Here is an 18,546-nt window from a genome sequence, read left to right on the forward strand (position 1 = left end):
ATAACTCAGTCAGATAGAGAACCTTGATGGACAGCTTCCCGGATCAGATCGTGTATGTCGTGGATGACGATGAGGATGTACGTGATTCCCTGCAATGGCTGCTGGAATCCGTGGGATTGCAGGTCGTCAGTTTTGCTACCGCACAGGCGTTTCTGGACGGTTATCCGGCCGGGCAGGGCGGGTGTATCGTCATGGATGTGCGTATGCCCGGTTTGAGTGGCATTAGCGCGCAGAAAAAACTGCCCGAATACCAGATCGATATCCCTCTGATTATGATCTCCGCACATGGCAACGTGGATATGGCGGTGACCGCGATGACGCAGGGTGCACAGACCTTCATCGAAAAACCCTTCAATGACCAGACCCTACTGGATCATGTTCAGCGGGCGCTGTTGGAGGATCATGCATTGCGTGAAAGCCTCAGCCGAAAACAGCAGTTGCAAGCGTGCTATGACAGTCTGACCAAACGCGAGAAACAGGTCTTTGAGCGGGTGGTGCAGGGCATGTCCAATCAGGAGATGGCCGACGATCTGAACATTAACCGCAAAACCATTGAAGGTCATCGTGCCAATATGATGGCCAAGATGGATGCCGGATCACTGGCTGAACTGATTCAGATGGCCGTGGTGTTGGGAGAATACTAATTAGTGCTCTATTTCGAGTGTATCTCCGCGTTTATAGTGCTCTAAGATCTGGGATCTGAATGCGTGAATTTGGCCAATAAATTTTTTTAGATATTCAGCGGTTATATTCACTCTTGAATTATGTAGTTCTAGTTCTTTGTATCTACTGATTATTTTATTTAGTTTGTCTGGGGAATTCATCAGATCCACTCTGCCGTTAGCGTGAAGTAGGCAATGTCTAACTTCAGATGCGTCATGCAATTTACTCCATGCGCCGCAACGTCCCGTATCCAGGTTAATCGTTTGTAGTAGACCTGTGTAACGCTTTAGTCCGCTGCCTTGCGGCAGTGGAGTCTTCATAATAATTCTATGCAGATCAATTAGTTGTTCTTCTAGATAAGCATATGTTTGAAGAAATGAGCTAGTGAGCATCCACTTTTCATACTGCTCTAACTCTAGGCGTTTGAGCTCGTCTGTTTCCCGATGATAAAAATGTCCAATCATCCCCAAAATGTCATTGTGGCAATGGGCGATCTGTTGCAATGTGATATCGCCAAATCCAGAAAAGGCTGCTGATAGCTGTTCTTTCTTATTCATCTTCATACATCCTTGTTTCTATAAATTGCTTGTCAATCAGCATACAGTGATGCTGTCTTTTTTGTGTAAAAGAGGAAACAAAACACCTAACCCTTTAAGCAACCCTACCCGGAGAGTTTTGTTGTAGGCGGCACATGTTTATGACTGTTGAGGGTCTGAAAAGCCCAGTCACTCGCCAAAAATCCCGACATTTTTATGAGAGTTATGAGAGGCTTCGGCGCATGCTTGGGCTAGTCGGAGCGATATTTTAGGCGCAGGAACTACGCGAGAAGGGCAGCTAGATCTGAATTTGGCGGCCCTTCTTTTTGATCTCTATAATCTTGAGACTATAGCTAGAAACGGTCAATCCGGTACGGCTTCAGATCGATCTCACTCTGTCCCGTTGTCACCAGTTCCGTAATGATGCGGCCGGTGCGTGGTCCCAGCACTAAGCCCATGTGCTGGTGGCCAAACGCATACAACACATTGTCGTGGTCGGGGCTGCGACCAATCACCGGCAAACTGTCGCTGATAGACGGTCGGTGGCCCATCCACTTCACGTGATCGGTGGTATCGATCTCTGGGAACAGGGTTTTGGCGTGATGCAGCAGACGGTCGCAGAAGTCGTAATTCGGATCGGCCTTCAAACCGCCAAACTCCACCAGACCGGCAAAGCGAATACCGCCTTCCATTGGCGTTGCCACCAACTTCCCGGCGGAGAACATGATCGGTGCATGCAGCTCAATGCCCGGATTCTGAATCTGAACGTGATATCCGCGCTCGGATTCCAGTGGGACTTTGTGACCCAGCTGTTCCGCCAGTTTGGCTGACCAGGCGCCACCTGCGATGACCAGTTTATTGACCGGATAGATTCCACGATCCGTGACAACCGCTTCAGCTTGACCCTCTTTTTGTCTGATCTGTGAAACTTCACCGGTGATCAGCTCTCCACCGTGCTCGACAAAATGCCTGGCCATGGTTTTCACCAGCATGCCTGGATTTGGTGAGAACCCGTGGTTGTGCAGGGAGACCGCGAAGTTGAACTCCGATGAGACCGCACTTTCGCGTTGGTGAATCTCTTCGCTGCTCAGCAGGTCGTAAGTGTTGCCATGCTGGCTGCGGGTATCCCACGCCAGTTTATCGTCTTCAAAGGCGGCTTTATCTTTGTAGAGGTAGTAATACGGTGCGGCTTTAGCGTAAGCATCTGCCTCGGTCATCGCTGCCTGTTCCAGATGCAATCGGGTGGCGTCTTTCAACAGGGCAGCCAGTGACTGACTGATATGACGGAAGCGCTGCATCCGGGTGTTGAGTGCAAACGATGTGCCCCAGCAGGTGAGTTTGGGCAGATAACCCAGAGGCAATGACAGTGGGCCTTGTGGGTCGAACAGCATCTGCGGCAGTTGCCAGATAAAGCCGGGGGTGGCGACCGGAATACAACCACATTCAGCGAAGATACCCGCATTACCATGGGATGTCGCGTCTGCTGGCGGCAGTTTGTCGATCACGGCAACGCTTAAGCCTTTGGCCTGCAACTGAACCGCACAGGAGATACCAATAATACCGGCGCCGATCACGGTCACATCGGGCGCTTGGCGTGTATTTGAGCCGTTCACTGATGCTGTCTCAGATGGGTCTTGTGTAGCCATTTTGGCGCGTTCTCCGGTCGTTTGCGGTGAATTTAGGCAGCGTTAGGCCCTGCCATCCGCAGACGACATATTGATTAATACAGAGGTGTTCTGGAAAAACGGGAACCGCTCGGGGCAAAGCCCCGAGCGGGTTTAGGTCATGAGCTAACTGGGTGTTTGCTTCATATTTTCTGGCAGGTAAGTGGCCACTTCCGGGAATATCACCAGAATGCCGACCATGACCACCATCAGGAGGAACATCGGGAAGGCTGTTTTGGCGATATATCCGATCGGTTTCTTGGTCATGCCTTGCATCACAAAGAGGTTGAAGCCGATCGGTGGCGTAATCTGTGCCATCTCAACCACCACCACAATGAAGATACCGAACCACAGCAGATCAATACCGGCCTGTCGAACCATCGGCTCAACCACCGCCATAGTGAGTACGACAGAGGAGATGCCGTCGAGGAACATGCCGATGATGATATAAAAACACATCAGAGCAAAGATCAGCGTCAGCGGCGACAACTCCAGAGAGCCAATGTATTCAGCCACCGTAAATGGCAGGCCGGTAAAGCCCATCGCGAGAGCAAGGAACGCAGCCCCTGCCAGAATCAAGGCGATCATGCAGGAGGTGCGGGTCGCGCCCATCAGGCTTTCCACAAAGGTATCTTTGCTGAGTGAGCCTTGCAGGGTGGCCAGAGTGAGCGCACCGATCACGCCGAAGGCTGCGGATTCAGTTGCAGTAGCCACACCGGTGTAGATGGTGCCAATGACCAGACCAATCAACAAAATCACCGGGATCAGGAAACGCGAATTATAGAGCTTCTCGCCAAAGCTCATCACCGCGTCTTTAGGCGGTACTTCGTGACGGCGGATAAACGACCACACCGCAATGTAACCCATGAACAAACTCGCCAATACCAGACCCGGCAGGACACCCGCCATAAACAGTTTGGAGATCGACTCGTTGATGGTGACGCCATACACGATCAGTGTGAGCGACGGAGGAATCATCAGGCCCAGTGTTGATGCACCGACTAAGGTACCGAGAATCATGTAGTCCGGGTAACCACGACGGCGCAGCTCCGGAATCGACATCTTACCGACAGTGGTTAGCGTGGCGGCAGAAGAGCCGGAAACCGCTGCAAACACAGTACAGCCCACCACATTGGTGTGCAGCAACTGCCCCGGCAGGCCGGACATCCAGGGCGCGAGCCCCTTAAACATATCTTCCGAGAGACGGGTACGGAACAGGATCTCGCCCATCCAGATAAACAACGGCAGGGCGGTCAGCGACCAGCTGGAGGAACCCGACCAGATTGCGGTAAACATTGCATCGCCGGTTGGGCGGCTGGTAAACAGCTCCATACCTACGAATGCTACACCCAGCAGTGCGAGTCCGATCCAGACGCCACTGCCGAGCAGGAAAAACAGAGTAAACAGGAATATCCCGGTGAGTGTCAGTTCATCCATCAGAACTCCTCCCCTTCAACGTGGTGCTCTTCAGCAAAAGTATCGTCGTGACCCATGAGGGTACGAATCAGGTGATCCAGCAAGGCGATGGTAAAAATCACCGAGCCGATGGCAATAGCTGACTGTGGAATCCACAGTGGCGTGGCATCCTGCCCCTGTGAGATGTCGTGGATCATGTGAGAGAGCTGGACGTTGCGGATGGCGAACCATGCCAGATAACCGGCCAGCAGCGTTGCGACACTCAGACACCAGATATCCATTGCCCGTCGGGCTTTGCCTTTGACGATGTTGAGAATCAGGCTGACGCGGATGTGCGCATTTCGGTTGAGGGTGTACGCCAGTGCGAAGAATGAGGAGGCTGCCATGCAGTATCCGGCATAGTCGGCGGAACCAGGGAACTGAAGTCCCATCCAACGACTGGCCATCTGCGCGACAATAATGCCAAGGATTGCCAGCAGGAACAGCGCAGCTACCGCACCGGAGGCCAGATACAGCGTATCCAGACCTTTGCGTAGCAGCGATTTCGATGCTGTACGGGGTTTTTCCCGGGTCATAGTTTCGGTAGTCATGATTGATATCGTTCTTTTTATATTAGTCGTGCTTTGTGCGCTGCATCCGTGTCAGCACCAGAAAAGGCACGGTGGCTCAGGTGAGGAGCAATACACCGTGCAAGGGAGGTCCCCCTCTGTATCCGCCATCTACCGCCGGTATCGGGCTAATATGTGAGGGGGGAGATGCTACTTACTTACGGTAGGCGTCCAGTACAGCCTGACCACGGTCACCGGCCTGTTCCAGCCACTCCGCTGTCATGGTGTCGCCGATCTTCTTAAAGTCTGCTGCCAGTTTCTCGCCTGCAGGCTGAACGGTCATGCCGTTTTTCTGCAGCTGTTCGATATACCAGCCAGCCAGCTGTTCGGAGCGGGCAGCGCCGGCTTTCTCAGCCATCAGTGCCAGACCTTTGACGATGTTCTGAGTGCTCTCATCCAGGTCGTTCCACGCCTGTTTGTTCACAAACACGTAGTTGCGTGGCAGCCACACTTTCACGTCGTACCAGTGGGTCAGGGTTTCCCATACTTTACGGTCGTAACCGGTCGCACCGGAGGAGATAAACGACTCTGCAACACCGGTTGCCAGCGCCTGACTCAGTTCAGAGGCCTCAACCTGTACCGGCACAGCACCGGCCAGTTCGGCCATACGTGCGGTAGCGTTGTTGTAAGAGCGGAACTTCACGCCTTCGAGGTCAGCCGTACCGTTCAGTTCTTTCTTCGCGTAGAAACCGCCTGGAGGCCAAGGCACGGAGTACAGCAGGACCAGGTTGTGTTTATCCAGCAGTTTTTCGAATGCCGGACGGGCCGCAGCCATCAGTGCATCGGACTCTTCGAAAGAGGTGGCCAGAAACGGAACGGAGTCGATCGCAAACAGCGGATCTTCGTTGGCGTGTGCAGAAAGGATTCGTTCACCGATCTGAGCCTGTCCGGTCTGAACCGCACGCTTGATCTCGTTACCCTTGAACAGAGAACCACCACCGTGGACCTTGATCTCCAGCTCACCGCCGGTCGCGACCTTCACCGCTTCAGCAAAGGCTTTAGCGTTTTGGGTGTGGAAGTTGCTGTCGGTATACGCCATCGGCATATCCCACTTCTCACCCGCCATTGCGAATGTGCTGGAAACGGCCAGTGTGGCTACGACTACGTGCTTAATCAGTTTCTTTAATTTCATGTTTATCTTCACCTGTTTGATCTACTTATTGTTCTATCGGGTGTAGGGTTATTCAAGTGCTCTTCAGCAAGCACTTCAGATGGCAGCGATGCAGGACATCTCTACCAACAGTGATGGACGTGCCATACGCGCTTCAACACACGCACGGGCAGGGGCCTGACCCTCTTCAACCCAGGCATCCCAGATATCGTTCATCGCTGCGAAGTCTTTCATGTCGCGGACATAGATAGTGACGGAGAGCAGTTTGCTCTTGTCGCTGCCAACTTCAGCCAGCAGGTTTTCGATCTTCTTCAGCGTAGACGCTGTTTGTTCACGAATTCCTACGGTTTCGTCAGCGGGAACCTGACCACACAGGTAAGCCACATTATTATGGATCACGGCGCGGCTCATACGCTGGCCACTGTCATGACGTTCAATAGACATTAAGCGTTCTCTCCAAACTGTTTGCCAGGAACCTGAAAGCACGTTCCTGCGTATCAATTTCTGTGCTTCTCGACGGGATTTATTATTATTGGTGCTGGGGTATAAGTTCCAATACAATTATTTCAATAGTCTATGTGTAAATGTTATGGGTTGGGTAAAAAACTATGAATTCCAAACAGTTAGCGGCCTTCAGGGCGGTGATGTTAGCCGGATCAATGAGCGATGCGTCACGCATGCTCTATGTTTCTCAACCCGCTGTGTCGCGTTTGATCAAAGATTTGGAAGAGTCGCTAGGCTTTACGCTGTTTGATCGGCGTAACAGCCGTTTGTACCCCACACAGGCCGCGCACGCCTTCTATCGCGAGGTGGAAAGGCACTTTATCGGTTTGGATAACCTGTCACAGGCCGCCGATCAGATCCGTATGATGCGTAGCGGGCGGTTACGTATTGCGGTGATGCCTGCGCTGGCGTTCAGTGCGATGCCGTATGTCGTGAGTCGATTTCTACGCAGCCACGGTGATGTCTCGGCTACGTTCGCGCCTCACTTGTCGGTGGAGCTGGTAAACCGCGTCGGTGCGCAGCAGTTTGACCTGGGCGTGGCGATGTTGCCCGTGGAGAGCAACGAGATTGCCTTTGGACCCTGCTACAAGGTGGATTGCCAGTGTATTGCCCCGGCTGGGCATCGCTTTGCTGATCAGAAGCGTGTCAGCGCAGCGGATCTGGATCGCGAGCCGTTTGTGGCGATTGGTGCGCAAAATACCGTGACCCGCTTCCGTATCGATGTGGCGATCCGTGACAGTCTGGCACGGCCGGATGAACGTATCGAAACACCGTTACTCTCGACCGCGGCCTCGTTTGTAAAGGAAGGGTTGGGGGTGTCAATCGTGGACCCGTTTACAGCGTTGCAGTTTGCTGAGCAAGGGGTGATTGCGCGTCCGTTTGATCCGAGCGTGCCGATGTACTTCGGGTTTATCACGCCGGTTAACCGCCCAATTTCCGGTCTGGCGCAGGAGTTTATCGACAGTTTTGAATCTTATGCAGCTTATCATGTGCCGCTCACCCCCATTGAGCCGGATGAAGTGGGGGTAGTCTGAATCTGCGCGCTCAGTTAGTATCGCAGACTCTCCTTCCGACACTGTTCTATTTCTGTGGCTTCTCCTGAATTGATATTGGGAGACGCACGTTGCATACCTTTTTTCATTCGCACGATCTGTTGCGAGGGTTGTTCTATGGCCTGTTGGCAGCCCTGATCTGGAGCGGTCACAGTACGGCCACCACCTTAGGGCTTGAGGCGGGTCTGTCCCCTACGGACATCACCGGGTTACGGGTGCTGGTTGCCGGTGGTTTGCTTTGGCCCTATCTGTTAAAACGCCGTAAGCTGGTGCGACGCTTAGGCTTCTGGCGCTGTTTACTGATGATCTGCTGTGTAGGTGTTCCCTATGGTTTTCTCAACAGTGCAGGATTGCAGTTTGCGCCGGTGTCTCATGCAGGTGTGATCTGTCTGGGGCTGGTGCCACTGGCTTCGATGGTATTGGCACGCTGGTTGTTTGGACAAGCGCTGACACTGCGGGCGTTGTTGAGTATGGCGGTGATGCTGGGTGGTCTGACGATCTTTGCTACAGGTATTTCCGGTATAGCTACAGGCACGGTTAACAGCTGGTTCGGCGACCTGCTGTTTTTGATCTGTGCCTGCTTGTGGGCGTTGTTTGGTATCTGTGCTGCCCGTTGGCAGGTGCCGTCTTTGCTCGCAGTGGCGATCACCAGTGTGGGTTCGATGCCGTTTGTGGGTTTCTGGCTGGGGTTCTGGCCGCCTAATTTCTCTGCGATTGCTTTATCTGACTGGGTATTTCAGGCGTTTTATCAGGGGGTACTGGTCGCGGGTGTGGCGATTTATGCGATCAGTCGCGCGGGTGCAGCGCTGGGTGCACAAAAGTCGGCGTTATTCAGTGCGTTAGCGCCGTGTGGTGCCTCGCTGGTGGGCGGGTGGGTTTTGAGTCAGCCGGTCAGTGCGATGCAGTGGTTAGGTATCACTGTTGTGACGGTGGGGATGGTACTGGCTATGTTGAGTAAGCCGGTACCATCGACGAGCGATCAGGAGTCACATGTGAGTAAAAAGTTCACGGATGCCTGACGTTAGGCATCTGCGCGATGTGATGTATCGCCGCGAATCATAGAGTTAACCCCGTTTATCCCAGAACTGAATGGCCAGCTCTTCCAAGTCCAGTGATGCGGTATTCATACTGTCACTGGTGCGGGAGTTACTCTGGGCGCTTTCCAGACTTTGTTCGGACAGATCCCGGATCGATACGACACTGCGGTTGATCTCATCTGCGACAGCACTCTGCTGCTCTACGGCCGTTGCGATCTGGGTACTCATATCGTTGATAACATTGATCGCACCATGAATGACATTGAGTGATTCCATCGAATGATTGCTTTGCTGTACGCATCCGTCAGCTTGATCTACGCTGCGTTTCATTACCGCAACCGCTTCGTGAGAGGAGGCTTGCAAGCGGTTGATCATCTGTTGAATTTCTTCCGTTGATGCTTGTGTACGTGTTGCCAGAGTACGAACCTCATCGGCGACGACTGAAAACCCTCGCCCGGCATCACCGGCGCGTGCAGCTTCAATCGCGGCATTGAGCGCCAGGAGATTGGTCTGCTCAGAAACGCCTCTGATCACATCCAGCACTGAGGAAATATTATTGCTGCTGTCCTCTACATTTCGGATAACAGTACAGGCGCGTTCGATATCGATCTTCAGTTCCTGAATGGCATGCAGGCTGTGGTCCATAATCTGCTGACCACTTTCGGTTTCCTGTAAGCCTTTGGAGGCCGCGTCTGAGGCACTCAGTGCATTACCTGCAACCTCTTGAATGCTGGCAGTCATTTCATTAACAGCGGCTGCGACCTGATCGGTTTCTGCAAATTGATGTTGAATGTCTCGATACGATTCGTCGACGGCGGTTGTCAGGTTGTTTGCATTGATTGTGGAAGGCATGGATGAAGCTTGGATCAAGTCAGTGGAACACCGACAGATAGAGGCTCGCAAAGCGTTGGCTGAGCTGCGTCAGGTGGCGCGGCAATATGAGGTGGAGTAAGAGATCTTACCCCACCTGAGTAAACCAAGTGGGTGTCAATATTAGGCGAGACGGACCTCAGCGGGGATCAAACACACTGGAATAGGTTCCACTTTGTGCTGGTTCGCCCGGTTAAGGCGACGGTAGATCGCCAGCACTTCGCACTGGCGTTCGCTCAGTGCGCTTTCATCGCCAGAAAAATCCATCGCCCATTCCAGCTCGGGATAGGATGCGCCGATCTGATCTTCGTCGGTGCGATCATCACCCCAAAGACCATCGGTAGGTGCGGCCTGCAAAATTGCATCATTAACGCCCAGTCCAGCACCCAGCGCATAGACTTCGGTTTTGACCAGATCAGCAATTGGGCTCAGGTCGACACCGCCATCACCGTATTTAGTAAAAAAGCCTATTCCGAAATCTTCGACTTTGTTGCCAGTTCCTACAACGAGCGCACTGTTCAGTGCAGCGAAGTAATACAGTGTGCTCATACGGATACGGGCTCGGGTATTCACCAGAGCCATCTGCTCATCCTGACCTTCCTGCAGATCAGGCAAGGCGGAGCGCATGGTTTCATAGGTCTGTGTCAGTTCGACTTCCACACTGCTGACGTTCGGGTAGTTGGCTTCCAGAAAGTCGATGTGTTCACGGGCGCGGGAGACTTGCGATTCGTGCTGGTGGATCGGCATCTCAACACACAGCAGTGGAAAACCTGTGCGGGCGGCCAGAGTGGAAGAGACCGCTGAATCAATACCGCCAGACACGCCAATAACAAAACCTTTGCAGGGGGAGTTCTCGATGTAGGATTTTAACCATTGGGTGATATGTTCGATGACGGCGTCGGTTTTCATTTCAGATTCCTTTTGCTCCGGCAAACGCACAAGAGGTTGGAGCAGGGCAGTGCGTGGCCGATATAATACGATGTGCCCTACAGACTAACGTGAAAACCAACTGAGTCAATCATCGGGCAAGGATTCCCATACCGGACTAGGCTACAGATTAGAGTGCTGGCACAGACTTGAGTGGATATGCTGTTTTCAAGGAATGTGAAAACCAACTGAGTCAATCATCGGGCAAGGATTCCCATACCAGACTAGGCTACAGATTAGAGTGCTGGTACAGACTTGAGTGGATATGCTGTTTTCAAGGAATAACGTATGGGACGTGCGAACACCTACGCCAACGCGGCGTTGACCAGCTTTCTGGGCAACTCTCCCGGTTGGTACAAGCTCACAATTGTTCTTTTCTTAATACTTAACCCTTTGCTATTGCTCCAGTTTGGCCCCGTTGTGACCGGATGGGCGCTAATTTTCGAATTCATTTTCACGTTGGCGATGGCGCTAAAATGCTATCCGCTGCAGCCGGGTGGTTTGTTGGCCATTGAGGCTGTTGCTGCGGGACTCACCCGTCCCGAACAGATTTATGTCGAGGTCAGTGACAACCTGTCGGTAATTTTATTGCTGATGTTCATGGTGGCTGCCATCTTCTTTATGAAAGATATGCTGCTGTATGTGTTTACCAAATTACTGATCAAAGTACGCAATAAGTTGCTGTTATCGTTGCTGTTTAGTTTCTTGGGCGCATTGTTATCGGCATTTTTGGATGCGTTGACAGTGACGGCGGTACTGATCAGTGCCGGGGTAGGTTTTTATTCGGTCTATCACCGCGTTGCGTCCGGGAAGCGTGCGGCGGAGGAGCATGATCATAACAATGACGAGTTCCTACAGGCAGAGCATCGTCATCAGTTACATCAATTTCGTGCATTCCTGCGCAGTTTGCTGATGCACGGGGCCGTAGGCACCGCGATGGGAGGTGTCAGTACCTTGGTCGGAGAGCCACAGAATCTGTTGATCGGTCAGAAGTTGGGATGGGACTTCGCTGAGTTTTTTATGATGGTTGCCCCTGTATCGATGACGACACTGCTGGTCGGTATGCTAACGGTGATTGTCGTGGAACGGTTTCGCTGGTTTGGATACGGTGCAACGATCCCCGATCAGGTGTTTGATATTCTGTACCGCTTTGATCAAAAGGAGCGGGCCAGTCGCAGCAAAAACGATATATTCCGTCTGGCCGTGCAGTTTTTTGGAGCTGTTTTCCTGATTGTCGCCTTGGCGTGTCATTTGGCCGAAGTCGGTATTATCGGGTTGGCAGTGATTATCCTATTGACCAGTTTCAACGGTGTGATTGAAGAAAAGCGGATCGGTAATGCGTTTCAGGAAGGTCTGCCCTTTACCGCTTTGCTGGTGGTGTTCTTCACGATTGTATCGGTGATCCATGACCAGCACTTGTTTACCCCGATCATCGAGTGGGTGCTCAGCAAAGATTTTAATGATCAGCCCGCGATGTTTTTTATCGCTAACGGCCTGCTATCGGCTATCAGCGACAATGTCTTCGTCGCTACGGTGTATATCACCGAGGTACACGAGGCGTTTCAGGCCGGGAGAATCAGCCGCGAACACTTTGATACGCTGGCCGTTGCGATCAATACCGGCACCAATTTACCCAGCGTTGCCACGCCAAACGGACAGGCAGCATTCCTTTTCCTACTGACCTCTGTGATCGCGCCGCTGGTGCGCTTGTCTTACATGCGCATGGTGTATATGGCGCTGCCGTATACCTTATCGTTGAGCGTCAGTGGTCTGCTGGCAGTGACGTTTTTAATCTGATCAGAAGTAATAACCAAATGTGACGGCGAATTCTTCCGCCCGGTCTTTCTGGTACGAGAAACGCTGAACTCAATGTATCAGCAGCTTGGAGATGTCTTCCGGCGGTAGCGGTCGGTTAAACAGGAAGCCTTGTCCCTGATCGCAACCGATCTGTTGCAGGTATTGGTGTTGTTTGTCGGTCTCGATACCCTCAGCCACCACATTAAGGCCCAGATTGTGAGCCATCAGCACCATGGTGGAGACCAGTTCCTGATCCTGGCTACGCTCTGGGATGCCGGATATAAAGCTGCGGTCTACTTTGAGCTGATCCAGCGGCAATTGACTGAGCATACTCAGACTGGAGTAACCGGTGCCGAAATCATCCATAGAGACGGTAATCCCTTGCTGGCGCAAGCGGTTCAGAGGTTCCAACACATCATCGATATTTTGGATGGCACAACTTTCGGTGATTTCAAGATCCAGTTTCGCCGGAGGTAAGCCCGAGTTGCCCAGTGCTTGCTCGACATCGTCGGCCAGGTCGCGACGGGTGAATTGCTGAGGCGAGACGTTGACCGACATATGCAGGTCTGCATAACCGGCATCATGCCATTCCTTACATTGACGACAGGCTTCTTCCAGCGCCCAGGCTCCGATTTTACCGATCAGACCTAGCTCTTCTGCCACGGGGATAAACTGGTCAGGGGGAATGACGCCTTGTTCCCGGTCATTCCAGCGCAACAGCGCTTCCATCCCGACAATCCGGTTGCTGCCCAGCTCCAGCTTCGGCTGGTATTGCAGGAAGAGTTCGTTGTTGCTCAGGGCGGTGTGCAGCCGGCTTTCCAGACTCAGGCGTTGCATCGAGGTGCGATTCATATCGGCGGAATAGAGCTGGAAGCTGTTGCGGCCATTACTTTTCGCACGGTACATGGCGGTATCGGCATGTTTGAGCAGTGTATCGCGGTCAGTACCATCTTCCGGATAGATACTACACCCCAGACTGGCGGTCAGGTGTAGCTCGTGCCCGGCGACATTGATGCTTTCTTCCAGCGCACGAAAGATCCGCTGTACCACACGATGGATGCTGTCGGTATGCTCCATCTCCGTCATCAGGATGATCATTTCGTCGCCCCCGATACGGGAGACCGTATCACCTTCGCGAATGCAGCGGCGCAGTCGATCCGCCACTTCGCACAGCACCTCATCCCCCACCGAATGCCCAAGGGTATCGTTGATCCGTTTAAACAGGTCCAGATCGATAAATAACAAGGCCAGACCCTGTTTCATGCGGTGGGCGGTAGCCATCGCGACATCCAGACGATCAAATAACAACTGGCGGTTGGGCAGTTTGGTCAGTGGATCGTAGTACGCCAGATTTTCGATGATCGCTTCTGACTTCTTACGCTCGGTAATATCGCTGAAAATGGCCGCATACAGGCGGCGTTTGTTCCGCGCATCGTGCACCACGGTAATCGTGAGCCATTCCGGATATACCTCGCCGTTTTTACGTCGGTTCCAGATCTCGCCCTGCCAACTGCCATTTTTCTTCAGTGCGGCCCATAGATTTTGATAGAAGTCCGGACCTTGTTTACCTGAACTCAGAAGACTGGGGCGTTGGCCCAGTGCCTCTCTCTCGGAATAGCCAGTCAGAATCGTAAACGCGGGATTGACCGACAGAATGATACCGTTTTCGTCGGTCACCATGATGCCATCCATGGAGGCATCAATGAGTGCTTTCGCCATGTTGAGACTGTTTTCGCTTTGTGCGAGATCGGCCGTGCGGTTGTTCAGCGCATCGCGTAAACGGTTAACATACGCTTGCTCGATATTGGCCAGAACATCGGCGAATGAGACCACGCCACAAACACAGTCGTCGGCACAGGTCACACAGAGGTGACGAATATGGCGTCGTTCCATTAAGGCCCGGGCCGAAAGCAAGCTCATATTCTCCGAGACACTGATCAGTGGTGTACTCATCACTTCATAGAGTGGTCGATGTAGCTGATCAAGGGCGATCAGTCGTACCACGTCCCGCTCGGTTAACATGCCCACTGGCTGCTCATTAACCGTCACCAGAATACAGTCGGTCTGGCTGGCACGCATCGCAGAGATCGCATCTGGCAGACTGCTTAGCTGATCAACTTGAGTGGGCTGTTGTTGCGGCAGGATTGTGCTGACTTCGCTCATGCGCAGGAAGTAGGCAACATCCTGATGAATCACTACATCGCTCTGGGTAATGATACCGGAGAGTTTTTCCGCTTCATCGATCACAACCAGATGACGCAGGCCGTTACGACGGAACAGACAGGTCGCTTCATCCAATGACGCGTCCAGTGCGATGGTACTGACCGGGGTGCTCATCAGCTCGTGAATCAGTGTTGTTGCTTGGTTGAGATGATCATAATTGATCTTTAAGGCATCCGCTTCGGTCCAGATTCCGATGGGGCGACCGTCCTCAACAATAACCACTGAACTGCAGTGATTATCGAACATTTCGCGGGTGGCTTGCTGCAAACTGAAGTCCGGAGGACAGGTGACCACGTTGTGCTGCACGATAGATCGTACGTCACGTTTGATTGATCCGGTCAGACTCTGATCGTTTGGGTCGTCCATGCAAGCTCCATTCTGCAATTTGCAGGATATCCTGATGCCGGGGGCTGTGTCTCCGCGCCGTGCAATGTGTCGAAAGATTGATCGATTATACGGATACCACATCGCTGAAACAGTATAAATCTTGTTTTATTTGTTTGAATGCTGGCTCAGATCAACATTGTAAATCGAGCGTAATTGACATGTTTATATGGTGTTATCCGGTTTTATGTAAACATTCTTGATATAAATCTTGTTTGAAAGGAAGTGATAATGCCGGTACAGAAGGGGTATGATTAACCTTATATCAAACTGTAATTAAAAAGGATCAGATGACATGGCTGGCAGATGGATCTGCGGGTGTATCGGTCGTCTGAAAAATCGAAGGATATGATGCCTGTTGCAACTGATCGGGGTCATGATCCAGTGGTATGTAGTATGAGCTCAGATCCGATATTCCCTTTTCTCCCCCCGTGGCGGAAAACGCTGCCTTGGGCCAGCAATGATCAGCCCCTATCTGTGGTTATTAAGCAACTGGGCGGTTGTGATGACGCTGTGTGCATGATCGGTCATCCATCTGCTGCGGACGTTCCGGCAGGTTACCTGACGATGAAGCGCGTCATGCAGCTTCTGGCGTCGGGTGTCAGCACCCACACACTGCTGGACACTCTTTCGATACCTGCTGTACTGACCAGTACTCAGGAGCGTTTTCTTGCGGAGGCTGAAGCCCGCTTTTCAACCCATGATGATAGTCATGTGGTGGTGATGAATGCGCAACGGCAGACCTATCTTATTGATCCGAAAACCTTGCTCGAGTCTCAAGCGTCAATCGTGCCGCTCACCCCGTTTGGAAATACGCAGGGAGAGCCGCGTCCGGATGTGTTCCGCAGTTTACTGGATAGTTTGCCGGATCAGGTCTGGTTGAAAGATGTCCAGGGCCGCTATCTCAGCTGCAACCGTCAGTTTGAACATATTGCAGGTTGTTCGGAGCAGGAGCTGATCGGCAAAAATGATTATGACCTGTTTCCCCGGGAAGACGCAGATTACTTTCGGCATAACGATGCGCTCACCGTACAGAAGGATGCTGCGTGTAAGAATGAAGAGGTTCTGCGTCACGCCGATGGCAGTTATGAAGGTCACTATGAAGTGATCAAAACGCCGATGAAGGATGATGCACAGAACCTGATCGGGATTTTAGGTATCGCGCGGGATATCAGTCACCGCCGATTCGCTGAGAAAGAACTGCAGGCCGAGCGTGATCTGTTTACAGACGGTCCGGTGGCAGTACTGATATGGCGCCCGGAAGAGGGCTGGCGGGTGAGTTACGCGTCGGCCAACATCAGTACCGTATTTGGTTTCGGTCCCGAGGAAATGATGGCTGGCGATTTTCGCTACAGTGACTGTGTTCATCCGGACGATGCTGAAAGGGTGGGAGAAGAGGTCAGCCGTTTCTTTGAAGAAGGGCGTACCAGCTGGGAGCAGCGTTACCGTATAGTGCGAAAAAACGGCTCGGTGGCCTGGTTGTATGACTACACCGTGGCGGAGTGGAACGATAAGGGCAAAGTAGAAGTGCTGCGGGGCTACGTGCTGGATGAGACGAATCGGGTCGAATCTGAAGCGCGGTTGCGATTGTCTGCGACAGTGTTTGATAACGCCCATGAAGGCATCATGGTGACGGATGCCGCGCAGCGAATATTAGATGTAAATCCTACCTTTACTGAGATCACTGGCTATAGCCGTGATGATGTACTGGGTGAGCGTCCTTCAGTTTTGAAATCCGAACGTCAGTCCGATGATTTCTACAGTGCTATGTGGCGAGTATTGGATACCCAGGGGTACTGGCGGGGAGAGCTTTTCAACCGGCGCAAAAATGGAACCCTGTTCACGGCTCTGACGACAATCTCGGCGATTCACGATACCCAGGGCGTACTGACGCACTATGTCAGTGTGTTTTCCGATATTACTCAGATGAAAACCCATCAGGAACGTTTGGAGATGCTGGCGCATTACGATTCCCTGACGCGTTTGCCCAACCGGGTATTGCTGGCGGATCGTATGAAGCAAATGCTGAGCTCTGCGCAGGGTATGCAGGGGTATATCGCGGTGTGTTATATCGATCTGGACGGGTTTAAACAGATCAATGATCAATATGGTCACGATGTGGGTGATCAGCTGCTGGTGGAGGTTGCGCAGAGGCTGCAAAGCAGTCTGCGAGGCCATGACACTGTTGCGCGTCTGGGCGGCGATGAGTTTGTGCTGTTGTTGAGCGAACTGGAAAGTGTTCATACCTGCGAGCTGACGGCTGAGCGAGTACTGTCGCTGATTACCCGACCGATCCATGTGGGCGGGGTGGAGCTGCAGGTCTCTGCGAGCATGGGGATTACGCTCTACCCGGACGATGGTGCTGATGCGGACCTGTTGCTTCGTCATGCCGATCAAGCGATGTATCAGGCCAAAATGACCGGCCGAAACCGCTATCAATTATATGATCTGGACCACGATCAGCGAGCCGTTTATCGTCGTGAAGCGATCGCGGATATTCGCCGCGCATTGCATCAGGAGGAGTTCGTTCTCTATTTCCAGCCGCAGGTGGATCTGATTCAGCAGAAGGTACAGGGTTTTGAGATGCTGATCCGCTGGCAACATCCACAAAAAGGATTGTTGGTGCCCGCGCACTTCCTGCCTTTGATCAATGGTCACCCGGTCGAAATCGAGCTGGACCACTGGGTGCTGCAACAGGCGTTTGCCCGGCTGCAGGCGTGGCAGCAGCAAGGGTACGCTTTACGTTTGAGCGTGAATCTTTCCGGGGCCACCTTGTTGGCAGACGACTTTATGCCACGTCTGCAGTCCTATATTCATGCGTATCCGCGGATGTCGCCTGGATTGCTGGAGATCGAAGTGCTGGAAACCTCTGCACTGGAAGATATCACGCATGCAGGTGAGATCTTTGAAGCCTGTCAGGATCTGGGATTCCGTATTGCACTGGATGACTTTGGGACGGGCTACTCCTCGCTGACCTATTTTCGCCGCTTGCCCGCTGAGACCCTGAAGATTGATCAGTCGTTTATCTTCGATATGTTGACCGATAAAGAAGATCTGGCGATTGTGGAAAGTGTGATTGGTCTGGCGCAGGCCTTTAACCGCCAGCTGGTGGCCGAGGGGGTCGAGTCGGCTGAACATGGTCAGCTGTTGGTTCAAATGGGCTGTACCGTTGTGCAGGGTTATGGCATCGCCCGGCCGATGCCGGTTGAGCAGGCTCTGGATTGGGCAGATAGCTGGAGGCCGTCACAGGATTGGGTGATGGAGACAGGCTACCACTCGCCAGAACAGCGGGCGCTGTTGTTGGCGTCCCGGGAGCATCAATACTGGCTTGATGAACTGCTGTTGCGGCTGAATGGCACGCCGCCAGAGAGCGCGTCACGGCCAGATGACTACCATAGCTGCCGTTTTGGACGCTGGTATTATGGGCTGGGCGGTGTGCAACTGGGGCATCGGGCAGAGTTTCGTGAGATAGAACCCGTGCATAAACAGCTGCATCAGCTGGCGGATCATCTGGTGCGGGGGCTGGATCACTTAAATGAAGGTGAGCGCCTGCGGGGGCGACAGCAGCTGATTGAGCTGAGCCACTCGTTGCAACAGCAAATACAGAACTTGCAGCGCATTCTTGTCGCGGAAAAGGTGGTTAAACCGATTCCGGTTACACACTAAAGATCGTGAAAAGGGATTCCCTCCGGAACAATCATTGTGGAGACAACGAAGGGGGACAGTTCCGGAGGTCGGCGTTCAGGGGACCGTG

The 18,546-nt window shown here is 52.7% G+C and carries 14 protein-coding genes; 5 read left to right on the plus strand and 9 right to left on the minus strand.

What is annotated here, in order from left to right; genetic code table 11:
- Positions 1 to 26 precede the first annotated feature (26 nt).
- Entirely contained in the window at positions 27 to 644 is a 618-nt protein-coding gene (locus IOQ59_RS17290) for a response regulator transcription factor (protein ID WP_193954712.1), read from the plus strand.
- Here IOQ59_RS17290 and IOQ59_RS17295 read toward each other — a convergent pair whose 3' ends face one another.
- The 6 genes from IOQ59_RS17295 to IOQ59_RS17320 all read right to left on the minus strand — a co-directional run bounded on the left by IOQ59_RS17295 (position 645) and on the right by IOQ59_RS17320 (position 6,442).
- Entirely contained in the window at positions 645 to 1,220 is a 576-nt protein-coding gene (locus tag IOQ59_RS17295) for a hypothetical protein (RefSeq protein ID WP_193954713.1), read from the minus strand. It lies immediately after the preceding gene.
- Positions 1,221 to 1,552: 332 nt separating this feature from the next.
- Positions 1,553 to 2,845, minus strand: a complete 1,293-nt coding sequence (locus IOQ59_RS17300; protein WP_193954714.1) for an NAD(P)/FAD-dependent oxidoreductase — start codon at positions 2,843 to 2,845, stop codon at positions 1,553 to 1,555.
- A 144-nt stretch (positions 2,846 to 2,989) separates the two neighbouring features.
- Positions 2,990 to 4,300, minus strand: a complete 1,311-nt coding sequence (locus IOQ59_RS17305) for a TRAP transporter large permease (RefSeq protein WP_193954715.1) — start codon at positions 4,298 to 4,300, stop codon at positions 2,990 to 2,992.
- Positions 4,300 to 4,869, minus strand: coding sequence for a TRAP transporter small permease (locus IOQ59_RS17310; RefSeq protein ID WP_228050983.1), 570 nt, complete (start codon positions 4,867 to 4,869; stop codon positions 4,300 to 4,302). Before IOQ59_RS17310 ends, IOQ59_RS17305 begins: the two co-directional genes overlap by 1 nt.
- A 172-nt stretch (positions 4,870 to 5,041) precedes the next feature.
- Positions 5,042 to 6,019: a TRAP transporter substrate-binding protein gene (locus tag IOQ59_RS17315; RefSeq protein ID WP_193954716.1), complete on the minus strand. Its 978-nt coding sequence runs from the start codon at positions 6,017 to 6,019 to the stop codon at positions 5,042 to 5,044.
- A gap of 75 nt (positions 6,020 to 6,094) precedes the next feature.
- Positions 6,095 to 6,442: a RidA family protein gene (locus IOQ59_RS17320; RefSeq protein WP_193954717.1), complete on the minus strand. Its 348-nt coding sequence runs from the start codon at positions 6,440 to 6,442 to the stop codon at positions 6,095 to 6,097.
- A 164-nt stretch (positions 6,443 to 6,606) separates the two neighbouring features.
- On the opposite strand from IOQ59_RS17320, the gene IOQ59_RS17325 reads away from it, so the two are divergent.
- Together IOQ59_RS17325 and IOQ59_RS17330 are read left to right on the plus strand one after the other, a co-directional pair.
- Complete coding sequence (locus tag IOQ59_RS17325; RefSeq protein ID WP_193954718.1) at positions 6,607 to 7,536, plus strand: LysR substrate-binding domain-containing protein; 930 nt, start codon at positions 6,607 to 6,609, stop codon at positions 7,534 to 7,536.
- Positions 7,537 to 7,625: 89 nt separating this feature from the next.
- Entirely contained in the window at positions 7,626 to 8,573 is a 948-nt protein-coding gene (locus IOQ59_RS17330; RefSeq protein WP_193954719.1) for a DMT family transporter, read from the plus strand.
- Between the two features lie 45 nt (positions 8,574 to 8,618).
- On the opposite strand, the gene IOQ59_RS17335 is transcribed toward IOQ59_RS17330, so the two are convergent.
- Positions 8,619 to 9,443: a methyl-accepting chemotaxis protein gene (locus tag IOQ59_RS17335; protein WP_193954720.1), complete on the minus strand. Its 825-nt coding sequence runs from the start codon at positions 9,441 to 9,443 to the stop codon at positions 8,619 to 8,621.
- A gap of 141 nt (positions 9,444 to 9,584) precedes the next feature.
- Complete coding sequence (nadE, locus tag IOQ59_RS17340; RefSeq protein WP_193954721.1) at positions 9,585 to 10,370, minus strand: NAD(+) synthase; 786 nt, start codon at positions 10,368 to 10,370, stop codon at positions 9,585 to 9,587.
- Positions 10,371 to 10,676: 306 nt separating this feature from the next.
- Here nadE and nhaB point away from each other — a divergent pair, with 306 nt between their 5' ends.
- Positions 10,677 to 12,185: a sodium/proton antiporter NhaB gene (gene nhaB / locus IOQ59_RS17345; RefSeq protein WP_193954722.1), complete on the plus strand. Its 1,509-nt coding sequence runs from the start codon at positions 10,677 to 10,679 to the stop codon at positions 12,183 to 12,185.
- A gap of 69 nt (positions 12,186 to 12,254) precedes the next feature.
- Here the strand turns inward: nhaB and IOQ59_RS17350 are convergent, their stop codons facing one another.
- A complete protein-coding gene (locus tag IOQ59_RS17350; protein ID WP_193954723.1) occupies positions 12,255 to 14,774 on the minus strand; it encodes an EAL domain-containing protein in 2,520 nt (839 codons plus the stop codon).
- A 414-nt stretch (positions 14,775 to 15,188) separates the two neighbouring features.
- Here IOQ59_RS17350 and IOQ59_RS17355 point away from each other — a divergent pair, with 414 nt between their 5' ends.
- A complete protein-coding gene (locus IOQ59_RS17355; protein WP_193954724.1) occupies positions 15,189 to 18,458 on the plus strand; it encodes an EAL domain-containing protein in 3,270 nt (1,089 codons plus the stop codon).
- Positions 18,459 to 18,546: the final 88 nt, after the last annotated feature.

Origin of the sequence: Pontibacterium sinense (genome assembly GCF_015209595.1) — a bacterium.
Classification (GTDB): Bacteria; Pseudomonadota; Gammaproteobacteria; order Pseudomonadales; family Balneatricaceae; genus Pontibacterium; species Pontibacterium sinense.